Origin of the sequence: Aeromicrobium sp. Leaf289 (assembly GCF_001423335.1) — a bacterium.
In the GTDB taxonomy this organism is placed as follows: Bacteria; Actinomycetota; Actinomycetes; order Propionibacteriales; family Nocardioidaceae; genus Aeromicrobium.
Window position 1 is genome coordinate 995,000 of record NZ_LMNK01000002.1, and the last position, 14,381, is coordinate 1,009,380.

The following is a 14,381-nucleotide window of genomic DNA, read 5'->3' on the forward strand; positions in this document are numbered from 1 at the left end:
CGGGGCCTGCTGATGGGGCTCGCACCCGCACAGGTGCTGGAGCCCATCGGGCGGTGCCGGGTCATGGGCGTCGTCAACGTGACGCCCGACTCGTTCTCCGACGGCGGACGCTGGTTCGACCTCGACAGCGCGGTCCGGCACGGGCGTGAGCTGGCCCAGGCCGGCGCCGACCTCGTCGACGTGGGTGGTGAGTCCACGCGCCCCGGCGCGGTGCGCGTCGACCTCGACGAGGAGCTGCGCCGCGTCGTGCCCGTGGTGCGCGAGCTGGCTGCCGACGGCGTGGCCGTCTCGGTCGACACGATGCGCGCCGACGTGGCCGAGGCGGCGCTGGACGCCGGTGCCGTGCTCGTGAACGACGTGTCCGGCGGCCGTGCCGACGCCCGCATGGTGCCGCTCGCCGCCGAGCGCGACGTCCCGCTGGTGCTCATGCACTGGCGCGGCCACGCCGACCGGATGCAGGACCTCACCCACTACGACGACGTCGTCGCCGACGTGGTCGCCGAGCTCTCCGAGCGGGTCGAGGAGGCCCTGGCCGCGGGAGTCGACCGGTCCCGCCTCGTGGTCGACCCCGGTCTCGGCTTCTCCAAGACCGGTGGCCAGAACTGGACCGTGCTCGCCGCGCTCTCCGCCTTCACCGCGCTGGGGCTCCCGATGCTCGTGGCGGCCAGCCGCAAGCGCTTCCTCGGCGAGCTCCTCGCCGACGCCGACGGCACGCTGCGGCCCACCGAGGGTCGGGAGGCGGCCACCGTCGCGCTGTCCACGCTGGCCGCGCAGGCCGGGGCGTGGGCCGTGCGGGTGCACGAGGTGGCCGCGTCGGCCGACGCCGTGCGGGTGGTCGCGCGGATCGCGCAGGAGTCCGTCCCAGGGGGTGTCGACCATGGCCGCTGACGTGCTGGCGCGTCACCGCGCGTTCTACGACGCGGTGGAGTCCGGCGACCTCGACCTCATGAGCTCGCTGTGGGTGGACTCGCCCAGCGCCCTGTGCGTGCACCCCGGCGCCGAGGCCATCGAGGGCACCGACGCGGTGCTGCGCTCGTGGGCGCTCGTCATGGCGAACGTGGAGTACATCCAGTTCTTCCTCACCGACGTCCAGGTGTCCTGGCCGCTGGGCTCCGAGGCCGACCTGGCGCTCGTCACGTGCACCGAGAACATCCTCTCGGGGGAGGGCACCGAGTCACCGGAGCAGTTCTCCGGCGGCAAGGCGATCTGCACGTCGGTGCTCGTCCGGTCCGGCGGCGTGTGGCGACTGTGGTCGCGGCACGCCTCGCCGGTGCTCGACATCGACCCCGAGGCTCCCGATGAGCCCGGCATGACGGAACAGCCCTGATGGAGGAGCACTGATGGCATGTCCTGACGGTCTCGACCGCATCGACCTGAGCGGCGTGACGGCCTTCGGCCACCACGGCGTGCTCGAGCACGAGCGCCGGTTCGGCCAGACCTTCGTGGTCGACGTGAGCCTCGGCATCGACCTGGGACCGGCCGGGTCGAGCGACGACCTGACGGCGACCGTCAACTACGCCGAGGTCGCCGAGATGGTCCAGGCCGTGGTCACCGGGGAGCCGGTGGACCTGATTGAGTCCCTCGCCCTCCGTATGGTGGACTGGTGCCTGGCACGTCCGTCCGTGGAATGGGCGAGCGTGACCGTGCACAAGCCCCAAGCGCCCATCGCGGTGACGTTCTCCGACGTCAGCGTGACGATAGAGCGGAGCCACCAGTGACCGAATCGCCCACGCCGTACGTGCTGGACGCCGACACCATGACGGGTGGCATGCGTCCCATCCGCCAGGCCGTCATCGCGATCGGGTCGAACCTGGGCGACCGGCTGAACCGTCTCCAGGGCGCGGTGTCCGCCCTCGAGGACACCCCTGAGGTCCAGGTCGTGTCCGTGTCGTCGGTCTACGAGACCGAGCCGGTCGGCACGCCCGACGGGTCGGGGGCCTTCCTCAACGCCGTCGTGCTCCTCGACACGACCCTCACGGTGCACACGCTGCTCGACCGCGCCCACGCCATCGAGGACGCCTTCGGACGCGAGCGCTCGGAGCCGGGCGCCCCGCGCACCCTCGACGTCGACCTGGTCGTCGTCGGCGACCGCATCGCCGACGACGAGACCCTCACGCTGCCGCACCCGCGGGCGCACGAGCGTGGCTTCGTGCTCGTCCCGTGGCTCGAGATCGACCCCGAGGGCGAGATCCCCGGCAAGGGATTCGTGGCCGACCTCGTCGGCGACGTCGACACGTCCGGCGTCGTCCGGCGAGAGGATCTCGAGATCCTTCTGTGATGCACGCCGGGCGGACGACCGCCGTCCACGTCGCCGCCCTGGTCGCCGTAGGGCTGCTGCTGGGATCGGTCGTCCGGCCCGCGTCGTTGCGTCTCGGCCTGTCGCCGCCGCGGCCCGGCTGGCTGGTGGCCGTGCTGCTCCTGGCGCTGGCGGCCCTCGTGGCAGCGGTCGCCTGGAGCACCTGGCAGAGCCTGCACCAGCGCAAGCAGCGGATGACCTCCCAGCACGCCGTGACCCTGCTCGCCATGGCGAAGGCGTGCAGCATCGTCGGGGCGCTCTCGGTGGGTGCCTACGGCGGCTTCGCGCTCTCCTTCGTGCGTGACTGGGACACGATGTTCGGGCAGGACAGGGTGCTGCAGGGTGGTCTCGCCTCCGTCTCCGGCCTCCTCCTCCTCGTCGCAGCGCTCCTGCTCGAGCGCACCCTGCACGTGCCCCAGCCCGACGACGAGGACGACGACGCCCCTCCCGGCGCCGCGACGGCGGCGTAGCTCGGCCGGGTCTGCGGACCACCTTGGAGTGACGCCGATCCGCCCCCATCGGTGGATCCTCAACCGCAGCGCGCGTTCTGATGTTGCGCATCCACCGATGGCGGGGGACGTGGTGGTCATCGGTGGATCCTCAACCGCAGGTCGCGTTCTGATGTTGCGCATCCACCGATGGCGGGGGACGTGGTGGTCATCGGTGGATCCTCAACCGCAGGTCGCGTTCTGATGTTGCGCATCCACCGACCAGCGTGGCGCGCAGCGTGTCGAGCCCGACGGAGCCGAGGCTCAGCGCCCGGCGGTGGAACTCCTTGAGATCCGGACCGTGCTCACGGACCCAGGCGTCGCGGACCTGCTCCCAGATGCGCTGGCCGACCTTGTAGCTGGGCGCCTGGCCCGGCCAGCCGAGGTAGCGGTTCACCTCGAAGCGCACGAACGGGGCGTTCATGTTCACGTGCTCGGCCATGAACGCGAAGGCGTGCTCGGCGGTCCAGGGACCGTCGCCGTCGGGACGGGGCAGCTCGAGGTGCACCCCGAGGTCGAGCACCACCCGGGCCGCCCGCATGCGCTGGCCGTCGAGCATGCCGAGCCGGTCGGCGGGGGAGTCGAGGTAGCCCAGGTCGGCCATGAGCCGCTCGGCGTACAACGCCCAGCCCTCGCCGTGTCCGGAGGTCCAGAGGGCCCCGCGACGCCAGGCGTTCAGCTCGGCGGCGTTCCACACCGCATAGCCGCACTGGAGGTGGTGGCCGGGCACGCCCTCGTGGTAGACGGTGGTCAGCTCGCGCCAGGTGTCGAACTCCGTGACACCCTCCGGCACGCTCCACCACATGCGCCCCGGGCGGGCGAAGTCGTCGCTCGGCGGCGTGTAGTAGATGCCGCCCTCCTGGGTGGGCGCGATGCGGCACTCGAGCGAGCGCATGATGTCGGGCACGTCGAAGTGGGTGCGCCCCAGCTCCTCGACGGCGCGGTCGCTCGTCTCCTGCATCCAGGCCTGCAGGGCGTCGGTGCCCACCAGCCGGTGCTCGGGGGAGGACTCGAGGTGCGCGACGGCCTCGGCCACCGACGCTCCGGGCAGGACCTGCTGCGCGACGGCCTCCTGCTCGCGGACCATGCGGTCGAGCTCCTCGAGCCCCCAGTCGTACGTCTCCTCGAGGTCGACGGCCGCGCCCAGGAAGCCGCGCGAGGCGAGGGCGTACCGGTCGCGGCCGCAGGCGTCGCGCTCTCGGGCCGCCGGGGCCAGCTCGTCGGCCAGGAAGGTCGCCAGCTCGGCGTACGCGGCCCGCGCGCCGTCGGCGCCGCGCCGCAGGTCGGCCTGCAGCGACGCCGGCACGGACGCGGACGCGGCGGCGTCGGCCAGCTCGTCGAAGAACGCGCCGGCCTCGGCCTGGCGTCGGGCCTGGTCGACGACCTCGACGACCTGGCGGCGCGCCGGGGTGTCGCCGGCGCGGATCCCGGAGCGCAGCGACTCGGTGTACCCGGCGAGCGCACCCGGCATGTTCGCGAGGCGGGTGGCGACGCCGGACCAGCCGTCGACGTCGTCGCGCGGCATCAGGTCGAAGACGTCGCGCACGTTCTGCACGGGCGAGGCGATCACGTTGAGGTCGCTGCGCCAAGTGCCGGCGTCGTGCTCCTCGACGTGCAGGTCGAGCACGCGCACGAGCTCCGCGTGCGTGACGACGTCGACGTCGTCACGCGGCTCCACGTGGTCGAGCCGGCGACGCATGGCGCGTGCCGCGTCGGCGTACGCCTCGTGCCCCGACGGCGACAGGTCGGCGTACTCGCCATCGCGTCCCGGCCGGCCGAGGGAGACGTGCCACTCGGGCTCGTGCTCGAGCATCACGTCGAGCCACTCCTCGGCCAGGACGTCGACGGCCGACGGGACCCGCCCCGACCGCTGCGACCCCGACTCCCGCTGCCCCGAGGCGTCAGCCACGACCGACCGCCTTCCTGAGCCGGGCGACGAAGCGCCGCCACCGGGTGTTCTCCAACGACTCGACACGGCGCGCCAGCGCGGCGACCGCGTCGGCGTTGGCGGCGTCGCGGGCCTTCGCGTCGTCGGCCAGGCGCGCGTGGCGGCTGCCCGCCCCGCGCCACGCGGGGTGCGGGAAGGGCGGCTCGTACCGCTGCGGGTGCCGTGTGATGTCGAGGACCATCCCCTCGCGCAGCCACTGCAGGCGTGCGGCCACCTGGTCGAGCCCCGGCGCGGCGAGCGTGTGCACCGCCGGCGGCAGGTCCACCGCGGCGAGGCGCTCGTCGAAGGACTGCGCGCTGGTGCCGGGCGACCACCGGTGGGTGAGGCCGTTGCGCTCCAGGAAGGCGGTGTACCGGGCGAAGCCGGCCGGCAGCTCGGCGTGGAAGGCGTCGAGGTCGGCCGCGGCGTGCAGCTCGTCGGCGTGCAGCCCGGCGGTGGCCTCGTCGAACGCCGACACCACGCGGTGCGGCATGCGGTGGTACTCGGCCAGCTCGAGGGTCCGCGAGTCGTGGGCCAGCAGCACGGCCGGCGTGCCGCCGAGCAGCCCCGCGACGTTGCCGTGGAAGCGCGTGCCGTACACGAAGTCGACCTGGGCGAGGTCGCGGTACCAGGTCCAGGTGTCGAGGTACAGCCGCAGCCGGTCCTGCTGGTAGAGCGGGTGGTGCAGGTGGACAGGCACGGCGGGGTCGTCGACGTGCGGGTGCGGGACGCCCCAGAGCATGGCCCGCAGGTCGTGCGCGTCCTGGCCGACGGCCACGAGGTTCGGGTGCCGCTCGCCCTGCCGGGTGACGAAGTCGCCGATGCCCGGTACCTCGGGCGTGAAGTTGAGGGCCAGGGCCGCGTCGTCGCCGAGGGCGGTCACGCGCCGCTCGACGCGGTGGTCCGGCCCCCAGAGGAACAGCGAGGGGCAGCCGATGACGTCGACCACGTCGTCGCCGAACCCGAGGAGTGCCAGGTGGCGTCGCGTGAAGTCGCCGCGTACGCCGATGGAGGCGGAGCGCTCGAGCACGGCGGAGACGAAGCGCCTCACGGGGTCGGCGATCTCGCCCAGGGACTCCGGGCCCTCGCCGTGCGGCGCCTGCGAGCCGATGCCGACCACGGTGACGGGGATGGTGAGCTGCTCGACGAGCTCGGTGAGCGCCGTCAGGTGACGCACGAACTGCGGTCGGAACGCGTTGGCCATCGGCACCACGAGGTGGTCGAACTCGGCGTTGATCCGCTCGGCGTCGCCGGGCTCGGGCGAGCGCCGCTCCGAGAGCGTGCTCGAGCTGACCAGCTCGGTGCCGTCGACGGCCAGGGACCGCCACACCGAGTGCTGGAAGAGGTAGTTGCCGGAGTTGGAGTTGAAGACGTCCTGCGTGAGGGTCGTCTCCGCGCCCACCGGGGTGAACGGGTCCTTGCCGGAGCGGACCAGCAGACGAGGCATGGCGCCAGTCTGTCAGAGGCCGTGCTCACGACGGCGGGGTCGCGCCGCCGTGCCCGAGGAGGGTCAGAGGATGAAGCGGAACAGCGGGCTGTCGCTCTCGATCCGTTCGATGCGCGGCGGTGCGGCCTCCATGCGTTCGAGCAGGGCCGGGAGGTCGTCGGCGCGGGCCAGCTCGATGCCCACGAGGGCGGGGCCGGTCTCGCGGTTGCTGTGCTTGACGTACTCGAACAGGGCGATGTCGTCGTCGGGGCCGAGCACCTCGTCGAGGAAGCGTCGCAGCGCACCCGGCTCCTGCGCGAACTCAACGAGGAAGTAGTGCTTGCGGCCCTCGTGCACGAGCGAGCGCTCCACGACGTCGGCGTAGCGGCTGACGTCGTTGTTGCCGCCGGACAGGATGCACAGCACGCGCGAGCCGGGCGCCACCGTCAGCAGGGAGCCCAGGACCGACGTCGCGAGGGCGCCTGCGGGCTCGGCGATGATGCCGTCGCTCTGGTACAGCGCGAGCATCTCGCTGCACACCTGGCCCTCCGGGACGCCGAGCATCTGCACGGACGGGGAGCCGTTGCCGCGCACGGTGTCGAGGGTGTGCCGACCCGCGCGTCGCACCGCGGCGCCGTCGACGAAGGTGTCGATCTCGGGCAGCGTCACCGGCTCGCCGGCTGCGAGCGCCGCCGCCATGGACGTCGCCCCGGCCGGCTCCACGCCCACGACCCGGACCCCGGGATGGCGCTCGCGGAGCCAGGCCATGCTGCCGGCGAGCAGGCCGCCTCCGCCGACGGGCACCACGAGCACGTCGGGGACGGGCTCGCCGAGCTGCTGCAGCTGGTCGAACGCCTCCTGCACGACCGTGCCCTGACCGGCGATCGTGCGCGGGTCGTCGAAGGCCGGCACCAGGGTGGCGCCGTCGAGCGCCTCGCGGGTGGCTGCCGCCGACACGTCGTCGTAGGTCTCGCCGTCGAGGATCATCTCGATGGCGTCGCCGCCGATGCTCGCGATCCGGTCGCGCTTCTGGTGGGGCGTCGTGCGGGGCAGGTGCACGCGGCCGCGCACGCCGAGCGCGGCGCACGCGAACGCCACGCCCTGGGCGTGGTTCCCTGCACTCGCGGTGACCACGCCGGCCGCCCGTGCGGCGTCGTCGAGCTGCGCGATGAGGTTGTACGCGCCCCGCGCCTTGTAGGAGCGCACGACCTGCAGGTCCTCCCGCTTGAGCCAGACGTCGGCACCCGTGACCTCGCTCAGCCGCGCGCTGCGCTCGACCGGGGTGGCGGTCACCACGCCGGCCAGCCGCTCCGCGGCCGCCTCGACGTCGTCGGCCGTGACCAGGAGGCCGTCGGCCTCGGCCTGTGCGTCGGTGCTCATGGTGCTTGTCTACCCGACGTTATGCTCGCGGCGTGCCCCGCCCGCCCGTCCGTCGCCTCGTCCGCGGTGCCGTCGGCCGGGCCGCCCGTCGGGTCCGCGACCTGCGCGGGCCGACGCTCAGCGTCGTGATGCCCGTGTACCAGGGCGAGGAGCACCTGGCGGCGGCCCTGGAGTCGGTGCTCGGGCAGCGCTACCGCCACCTCGAGGTCGTGGTCGTCGACGACGGCTCGACGGACGGCAGCCGGGCCATCGCCGACGAGGTCGCGGCGCGCGACCCGCGCGTGGTGGTGCTCTCGCAGCCGAACGCCGGCCAGAGCGCGGCCCGCAACCGTGGTGTCGAGGTGGCCACCGGCACCTACCTCACGTTCGTGGACGCCGACGACGTCGTCACCCGCGAGGGTCTCGACGCGGCAGTGCGGGGGCTGGAGCGCAGCGGCTCCGACCTCGCCGTGCTGCCGTACCAGCGGCTCGAGGGCGGGACCGTGGTGCGGCCCGCGCCGTGGATCCGGGCGCTGCACGCGCGGCCGGTGGAGGGCACCACGGTGTCGGAACGGCCCGACGTGCTCGTCCACGCCATCGCCTGCGCCAAGGTGTTCCGGCGCACCTTCTGGGACGCGGCCGGGCTGGCGTTCCCTCCCGGGGTCATCTACGAGGACCAGATCCTCACGGCCCAGGCGTTCCGCGAGGCCGCAGGCATCGACGTGACCTCCACGATGGCCTACTCCTGGCGGCGGCAGACGGCCTCCACCTCGCAGGGGCAGGTGACCGTCGAGAACGTGACGGCCCGCATGGACGCCGCCGACGAGTCGCTCCGCCTGCTCGAGCCGCTGCCCGCCGTCCGCGAGGAGCGGGCGCTGCAGCTGCTCAAGCACAACGTCCCCAACTCCACGCTCAAGCTCGAGCGGGCCGACGACGCCTACCTCGAGGTCCTCGTGCAGCGGATCCCTCGGCTCGTGGCGGCGGTGGCCCCCGACCGCTACGCCCGCGAGGTGCCGGCCCAGCACCGCGTCATGAACGCCCTCCTGGACCAGGCCCGCGCCACCGGGGACCTCGCCGCGGTCTGGCGGTTCGTGCGCGCGGAGGGCCTGCAGTCACAGCTGTTCGACCTGGTGCCCACGTCCGACGGCCCGGCGATCGACCTGCCGGGGCGCCTCGACGACGATCTCGACCCCGTGACCTACCTGGCCACCGCCGAGCAGGTGCGGCTTCGCACGACCGTGCGCGAGGTCCTGGCCGGAGCCGACGAGCTCGTGGTCGACGTGCGGGCCTGGTTCCCCCACGCCGACGTGGCCGCCGCGTCGCTCACGGCACGCGTGCTCACGGGCCGCGACACGGCAGCCGGCGAGGTCGAGCGGACCGACGACGCCGCCGCCTTCACGTCGCGGGCGGGCACCGTCCGCGGCTACCCGGGCTCGGGCTGGCGGCTGCGTTTCCCGGCCCCCGCCACCCGGCGCTGCGAGCTGGTGCTGACGCTGACCGTCGACGGGCCCGAGGGCCTGCACCTCGAGGGCCTGCGGAGCCACCGGCTCACGCTGTGACCCTCGCCACCTCCGTGCCACTGTGCGCCGCCGGAGGACGGTCGTAGACTGACGGTGTCAGCAGTCTGGTACCCGTTCGCGGGACTGGAACGAGAGGCACTCCCCATGACGCACGCACGTCAGCACGACCCTGCGCGTGAGCGCACCACCTACGGCGTCGTCGGCGCCGGCCGGGTCGGCTCCGTCCTGGCCGCCCGACTGCGCGCCGCCGGCCGCGACGTCGTCGGCATCAGCGCCCGCTCCGACGCCTCCGCCCTGCGCGCCCGCACCCTCGTGCCCGACGTGCCGGTGCTGTCGCCGGCCGAGGTCGCCGCGCGCAGCGACGTGCTGGTGCTCGCCGTCCCCGACGACGCCCTCGTGGCCGTGTCCGAGGAGCTCTCGACGGTGCTGCGTCCCGGCCAGGTGGTCGTGCACACGAGCGGGCGGCACGGTCTGGACGCCCTCCGGTCCGCGGCGCGCGTCGGCGCGCGCCCGGTGGCCCTGCACCCGGCCATGACGTTCACCGGCTCGTCGGTCGACCTGGGTCGCTCGTGCGCCATGGGCCTCACGGCCGGCGACGCCGAGCGCGAGGTCGCCGAGGACCTCGCCGTCACGCTCGGCGGCACCCCGGTGTGGATCGACGACGCCGACCGGGTCCGCTACCACGCGGCGCTCAGCCACGGCGCCAACCACCTCGTCACGCTCGTCGCCCAGGCCCGCGAGCTGCTCCACGGCATCGGTGCCGGGGCCGAGGCCTCGCAGATCCTGCGCCCGCTGCTCGAGGCGGCCCTCGAGAACGCTCTCGACCTCGGCGACGCCGCGCTGACCGGCCCCATCGCCCGCGGCGACGTCACCACCGTGCGGGCCCACGTCGACGCTCTCGCCACCGAGCCCGCCTCCACCCGCGACGCCTACGTCGCCATGGCCCACGCCACCACCGAGCGCGCCGCGGCCGACGGTCGGCTCGACGCCGCCACCGCGGCGGTCGTGGAGTCCGCCCTCGACGAGTCGGTGCTTCGCGGGTCGGGGCTCCACGGGTCGGGATCGGCCGACGAGCGGCAGCACGCGCACGGACGGGCCTGACATGACCCCCGTCGTCGCCCGTACCCGGGCCGAGCTGCGTGCGGCCCTCGCGGGGGCCGACCGCACGGCGTTCGTGCCCACCATGGGTGCGCTGCACGACGGCCACGCGCGCCTCATGCGGCACGCACGCCCGCTCGGCGACACGCTCGTGGTCTCGATCTTCGTCAACCCCACCCAGTTCGGGCCGGGCGAGGACCTCGACGCCTACCCGCGCACCTTCAACGCCGACCTGGTCGTCTGCGAGCGCGAGGGCGTCGACGTCGTGTTCGCGCCCGACGTCGACGAGATGTACCCCGGCGGCCTGGACGGGGCTGTGACCGTCGACCCGGGCCCGCTCGGGCAGGTGCTCGAGGGCGCCGCCCGCCCCACGCACTTCCGCGGCGTGCTCACCGTGGTCGCGAAGCTGTTCGCCCTCGTGCGCCCCGACGTCGCCGTCTTCGGCGAGAAGGACTTCCAGCAGCTGGCGCTGATCCGCCGCATGGTGCGCGACCTGGCGCTCGACGTCGAGGTCGTGGGCCACCCGATCGTCCGCGAGGCCGACGGCCTGGCGCTCAGCTCGCGCAACACCTACCTGACGCCGATCCAGCACGAGCAGGCGCTCGCCCTCTCCGTCGCGCTGCGAGCCGCCGCCGACGAGGGCGTCGTCGGACGCGACGCCGTGCTGAAGGCCGCGCGCGAGGTGCTCGACGCCGCCGACGGCGTCGAGGTGGACTACCTGGTCGTGACCGACCTGTTGCTCGGCGACGTCGACGACTCCTACGAGGGGGAGGCGCGGATCCTGGTGGCAGCCAGGGTCGGCACCACGCGCCTGCTCGACAACTCACCCGTGGTGCTCCGGAAGGGACCCTGACCATGCTCCGCACGATGATGACCTCGAAGATCCACCGCGCCACCGTCACGCAGGCCGACCTGCACTACGTCGGCTCCGTGACGGTCGACGCCGACCTGCTCGACGCGGCGAACCTGCTGCCGGGCGAGCTCGTGCACATCGTCGACATCGACAACGGCGCCCGCATCCAGACCTACACGATCGCCGGCGAGCGGGGCTCGGGCGTCATCGGCATCAACGGTGCCGCCGCGCGCCTCGTGCATCCCGGTGACCTGGTGATCCTCATCGGCTACGGCCAGATGGACGATGCCGAGGCGCGCGAGCACCAGCCGAGCGTCGTGTTCGTGGACTCCGAGAATCGCATCATCGGCACCGGGTCCGACCCGGCCGAGGCCCTGCCCGGGTCGGGGCTCACCCGCGGCGACGTCGTGGAGAACCCGCTCGTGGCGGCCGGTGGGGGTGCCGGGCCGGGGGCGGCGACGGTGGCGCCGTGACCCTCCTGACGCTCGACGTCGGCAACAGCCAGTCGGTCATCGGCGCGTTCGAGGGCGAGAAGCTCGTCGAGCACTGGACCGTCTCGTCGCAGACGCAGCGCACGGCCGACGAGTGGCACCTGCTCGCCCACGGCTTCGTGCGCGCAGCGGGTCTGGCCGACGTCCAGGCGGTGGCCATGTGCTGCACCGTGCCGTCGATCCAGGTCGAGCTGAAGGCGATGCTGGAGCGGTACTACGGCGGACTCCCGGTCTCGATCGTCGGGCCGGGCGTGAAGACCGGCATCCCGATCCACACCGACAACCCGCGCGAGGTGGGTGCCGACCGCATCGTCAACGCGCTCGCCGCGGCCGAGGTGTACGGCGGGCCGGCGATCGTGGTCGACATGAACGGCACGGCCACGATCTTCGACGTGGTCGACGACCGGAACCGGTACCTGGGCGGGGCGATCGCGCCGGCCGTCGAGCTGTCGCTCGAGGCGCTGGCTCGTCGCGGCGCCCAGCTGCGGGCGGTCGAGCTGGCCGTCCCCCGCGACGTCATCGGCAAGAACACCGTCGAGGCCGTGCAGTCGGGCGCGGTCTACGGGTTCGCGGGCCTGGTCGACGGGATGGTCGACCGGATCATCGAGTCGTTGGAGGCCGACCCCGACGACGTGGCGGTCATCGCGACCGGCGCCTACGCCGACGTGGTGCTCGACCACTGCACGACGATCACGTCACGCGACCCGTGGCTGACCCTCACCGGTCTGCGTCTGGTGCACGAGAAGAACCACTGAGCCACGCGGGCCACCACGCCGCCCGTCGGTCGCCCCGCCCACGAGGAGCGGGCCCTGCCGGAGGTGCACCCGCTGCCGGGCGTGCGCCGAGCTCGACGAGGTGGGCCTCGAGCGCGGTCAGGCCCGCAGCCCGGGCCGCCGCGACCGGTGTGGTCTCGTCCAGCTCGGAGACCAGCGTCGGGTCGGCTCCGTGGCCGAGCAGCTCTCGAGCCACCGCATCCTGACCGGCCAGGATGCTGGTCACCAGCGCGGTCGACTGCAGCTCGGGGTGCACGTAGTCGGGGTCGACGCCCCGCTCCAGGTGGAAGCGGACCAGCTCGACGTCGCCGCGCACGGCGGCGGCGAACATGTCCTTGAAGTCCCCGCCCGACATGGGCACTCCCTTCGTCGCCGCGAGTCTAGGGCCGGCCGGGCCGGCACTCGGTGGTCGAGTGCCTCCACGAGCGCCAGCGAGGGGAGGTGTATCGAGACCACTCCTGGGCGGTCCAGCGGTAGCCGCCCTGCGTGTCGAGACCGTCGGTGAGTGGTCTCGATACGGACGGGCCTCGCACGCTCGCCCGTCCTGCTCGACCAGCGACGTCGGCCTCGGTGGTCGAGCGCGGCTCACGCCCGGTGGTCGAGTAGCGGTTCCGGCGACGGAGGAGCTCGGAACCGCGTATCGAGACCACTCTGGGCAGCTCAGCGATGCGCGGGCAGCACGAGCACCCCCCACCAAGAGGTCGGGGTGTCGTGGGCGTGAGGGTTCAGGGTCGCCAGCGTTGGTTGCGTTGCCAGGTGTCGGAGCCGGGGAGCTTCCACTCGACGTGTCCGTCGTCGGGGTTGATGCGTCCGATCCAGCCCTGGTCGTGTGCTCGGTGGTGGTGGAACGGACAGAGAAGTGCGCCGTCCCTGATGTCGGTGGTCTTGGAGATCGCGTACGGATTCAGGTGGTGAGCCTCGGTCCACCTGGCGTCACGGTCGCATCCGGGTGTCGTGCATCCCATGTCGCGCTTCTCCATCGCCCGGCGTGAGCTGCGGTTGAAGTACCGGTTGGCGGAGCCGAGGTCGAGCGGGAGTGGCGTTCCGTTGAGGACCATGGGGACGATCTGTGCCGAGCAGGCGAGCCGGCGCGCTTCGCCGGCGCTGATGCGGGTGCCGTCCGACAGCCCGGCGGCCTTGACGCCGCCCATGAGGGTGTCGAGGTCGAGGTTGACCGTCACGACGGCGGAGACGCCACCGTTGGACGGCAGGGAATCAGCCGGGATGTGCTCGATCAACGTGGCGAAGGCGTGGCCGAGGCGCTGGGGGTAGGTCTGGCCGAAGCCGATCTCGTCCATCTCGCCGGTCGCGGCGTTGACGGTCCCGACCTTCTGGTGCGGCGCAGCCAACGCGTCAAGAGCGGTCTTGAGCATCGCGCCCTGGGCCTCGGGGAGGGTGAAACGGCCGGTGATGGTGCCGTCGTTGTTGTCCCACATCGAGAACGACGTCTTCTTGCGGGCTTCCTCTTCGCGGCGGCGGAGGATCTCGTCCTCGTCGGCGTCGACCTCGTCGGTGGTCTTCTTGTAGGCGTCGGTGATCCGGGCGGCCCTGCGGCGCAGGTCCTTGAGCGTCAGCTTCTGCGCATCCTTCAGGAGAGTCTCTTCGCAGCGCTCACGCTGCTCTGGGGTGACGTCGTCGGGAAGCTTGGCCAGGGCGCGGGAGATCAGGTCGGCCTGCTTGGTGCTGATCACTCCGGCGGCGAGCGCGTTCTCGATGAGGGTGGTCTGCTCCTCGATCCGTTGCGCGGTGTTGACCAGCGCGTCGGCGCCGCTGCGGTCCCCACCGAAGTCGATCGAGATCGTGGCTCCGGTGGAGGTGCCCGTTCCCGGTCGCGGTCCGTCCCCGTTGGCTGCGGCCTTGCGGGCCTTCTCGAGCACCCGGGCCGCAGCCATCTTGTGAGCGCTGATCCTGGCTTCGATCTTCGCGAGGCGGGTGAGGAGCTGANTTGGCTGCGGCCTTGCGGGCCTTCTCGAGCACCCGGGCCGCAGCCATCTTGTGAGCGCTGATCCTGGCTTCGATCTTCGCGAGGCGGGTGAGGAGCTGACGCACGGTGTCGGGATCCAGGCCCGACCACGCGTCGGTGGTCATCGCGTCGAGGCAAAGCTCGAGGTTCTGCACGCACGACGGCACCGGGTGGGTGTCGAGTGCGG

At 72.9% G+C, this 14,381-nt stretch carries 15 protein-coding genes; 10 read left to right on the forward strand and 5 right to left on the reverse strand.

The window, feature by feature from the left end; genetic code table 11:
* The first annotated feature begins 12 nt into the window (after positions 1-12).
* From folP to ASF37_RS08815, 5 genes are read left to right on the forward strand one after another with little or no spacing between them, the layout of a single operon-like run.
* Entirely contained in the window at positions 13-888 is an 876-nt protein-coding gene (gene folP / locus ASF37_RS08795) for a dihydropteroate synthase (RefSeq protein ID WP_235493047.1), read from the forward strand.
* Complete coding sequence (locus ASF37_RS08800) at positions 878-1,327, forward strand: nuclear transport factor 2 family protein (protein WP_056579912.1); 450 nt, start codon at positions 878-880, stop codon at positions 1,325-1,327. Before folP ends, ASF37_RS08800 begins: the two co-directional genes overlap by 11 nt.
* A gap of 13 nt (positions 1,328-1,340) precedes the next feature.
* The gene (gene folB, locus ASF37_RS08805; protein ID WP_055963858.1) at positions 1,341-1,718 is read left to right on the forward strand and encodes a dihydroneopterin aldolase; all 378 of its coding nucleotides are present in this window, start codon (positions 1,341-1,343) and stop codon (positions 1,716-1,718) included.
* The gene (gene folK / locus ASF37_RS08810) at positions 1,715-2,278 is read left to right on the forward strand and encodes a 2-amino-4-hydroxy-6-hydroxymethyldihydropteridine diphosphokinase (RefSeq protein WP_056556076.1); all 564 of its coding nucleotides are present in this window, start codon (positions 1,715-1,717) and stop codon (positions 2,276-2,278) included. Before folB ends, folK begins: the two co-directional genes overlap by 4 nt.
* A complete protein-coding gene (locus ASF37_RS08815) occupies positions 2,278-2,766 on the forward strand; it encodes a DUF3180 family protein (RefSeq protein WP_156364862.1) in 489 nt (162 codons plus the stop codon). Before folK ends, ASF37_RS08815 begins: the two co-directional genes overlap by 1 nt.
* A gap of 187 nt (positions 2,767-2,953) precedes the next feature.
* On the opposite strand, the gene ASF37_RS08820 is transcribed toward ASF37_RS08815, so the two are convergent.
* The 3 genes from ASF37_RS08820 to ilvA form a co-directional block, all read right to left on the reverse strand.
* Positions 2,954-4,693 carry a DUF885 domain-containing protein gene (locus tag ASF37_RS08820; RefSeq protein WP_056579913.1) on the reverse strand — a complete coding sequence of 580 codons (1,740 nt, stop codon included), beginning with the start codon at positions 4,691-4,693 and terminating at the stop codon, positions 2,954-2,956.
* A complete protein-coding gene (locus ASF37_RS08825; protein WP_056579915.1) occupies positions 4,686-6,158 on the reverse strand; it encodes a polysaccharide pyruvyl transferase family protein in 1,473 nt (490 codons plus the stop codon). Before ASF37_RS08825 ends, ASF37_RS08820 begins: the two co-directional genes overlap by 8 nt.
* A gap of 63 nt (positions 6,159-6,221) precedes the next feature.
* Positions 6,222-7,517, reverse strand: coding sequence for a threonine ammonia-lyase IlvA (gene ilvA / locus ASF37_RS08830; RefSeq protein ID WP_056579918.1), 1,296 nt, complete (start codon positions 7,515-7,517; stop codon positions 6,222-6,224).
* A gap of 32 nt (positions 7,518-7,549) precedes the next feature.
* Between ilvA and ASF37_RS08835 the strand changes: the two genes are divergently transcribed.
* The 5 genes from ASF37_RS08835 (at position 7,550) to ASF37_RS08855 (ending at position 12,213) form a co-directional block, all read left to right on the forward strand.
* Positions 7,550-9,055 (forward strand): glycosyltransferase, encoded by a 1,506-nt coding sequence (locus ASF37_RS08835; protein WP_056579920.1) that lies wholly within the window; start codon positions 7,550-7,552, stop codon positions 9,053-9,055.
* 105 nt (positions 9,056-9,160) lie between these two features.
* Positions 9,161-10,117 (forward strand): Rossmann-like and DUF2520 domain-containing protein, encoded by a 957-nt coding sequence (locus ASF37_RS08840; RefSeq protein ID WP_056573388.1) that lies wholly within the window; start codon positions 9,161-9,163, stop codon positions 10,115-10,117.
* Between the two features lies 1 nt (position 10,118).
* A complete protein-coding gene (gene panC / locus ASF37_RS08845; protein WP_056579922.1) occupies positions 10,119-10,967 on the forward strand; it encodes a pantoate--beta-alanine ligase in 849 nt (282 codons plus the stop codon).
* Positions 10,968-10,969: 2 nt separating this feature from the next.
* Positions 10,970-11,440 carry an aspartate 1-decarboxylase gene (gene panD / locus ASF37_RS08850; RefSeq protein ID WP_055963884.1) on the forward strand — a complete coding sequence of 157 codons (471 nt, stop codon included), beginning with the start codon at positions 10,970-10,972 and terminating at the stop codon, positions 11,438-11,440.
* On the forward strand, positions 11,437-12,213 hold the full coding sequence (locus tag ASF37_RS08855; RefSeq protein ID WP_055963888.1) for a type III pantothenate kinase: 777 nt from the start codon (positions 11,437-11,439) through the stop codon (positions 12,211-12,213). The genes panD and ASF37_RS08855 overlap by 4 nt, the downstream gene beginning before the upstream one ends.
* Here the strand turns inward: ASF37_RS08855 and ASF37_RS08860 are convergent.
* Positions 12,176-12,586 (reverse strand): ankyrin repeat domain-containing protein, encoded by a 411-nt coding sequence (locus ASF37_RS08860; RefSeq protein WP_156368150.1) that lies wholly within the window; start codon positions 12,584-12,586, stop codon positions 12,176-12,178. The two genes, ASF37_RS08855 and ASF37_RS08860, sit on opposite strands and share 38 nt — an antisense overlap.
* A gap of 370 nt (positions 12,587-12,956) precedes the next feature.
* A complete protein-coding gene (locus ASF37_RS17740; RefSeq protein WP_156368151.1) occupies positions 12,957-14,150 on the reverse strand; it encodes an HNH endonuclease signature motif containing protein in 1,194 nt (397 codons plus the stop codon).
* Positions 14,151-14,381: the final 231 nt, after the last annotated feature.

Coding starts and splice junctions, on each gene's coding strand:
- folP (WP_235493047.1), top strand. CDS start 13: ATGGGGCTCGCACCCGCACAGGTGCTGGAGCCCATCGGGCGGTGCCGG.
- ASF37_RS08800 (WP_056579912.1), top strand. CDS start 878: ATGGCCGCTGACGTGCTGGCGCGTCACCGCGCGTTCTACGACGCGGTG.
- folB (WP_055963858.1), top strand. CDS start 1,341: ATGGCATGTCCTGACGGTCTCGACCGCATCGACCTGAGCGGCGTGACG.
- ASF37_RS08815 (WP_156364862.1), top strand. CDS start 2,278: ATGCACGCCGGGCGGACGACCGCCGTCCACGTCGCCGCCCTGGTCGCC.
- ASF37_RS08825 (WP_056579915.1), bottom strand. CDS start 6,158: ATGCCTCGTCTGCTGGTCCGCTCCGGCAAGGACCCGTTCACCCCGGTG.
- ilvA (WP_056579918.1), bottom strand. CDS start 7,517: ATGAGCACCGACGCACAGGCCGAGGCCGACGGCCTCCTGGTCACGGCC.
- ASF37_RS08840 (WP_056573388.1), top strand. CDS start 9,161: ATGACGCACGCACGTCAGCACGACCCTGCGCGTGAGCGCACCACCTAC.
- panC (WP_056579922.1), top strand. CDS start 10,119: ATGACCCCCGTCGTCGCCCGTACCCGGGCCGAGCTGCGTGCGGCCCTC.
- panD (WP_055963884.1), top strand. CDS start 10,970: ATGCTCCGCACGATGATGACCTCGAAGATCCACCGCGCCACCGTCACG.
- ASF37_RS08860 (WP_156368150.1), bottom strand. CDS start 12,586: ATGTCGGGCGGGGACTTCAAGGACATGTTCGCCGCCGCCGTGCGCGGC.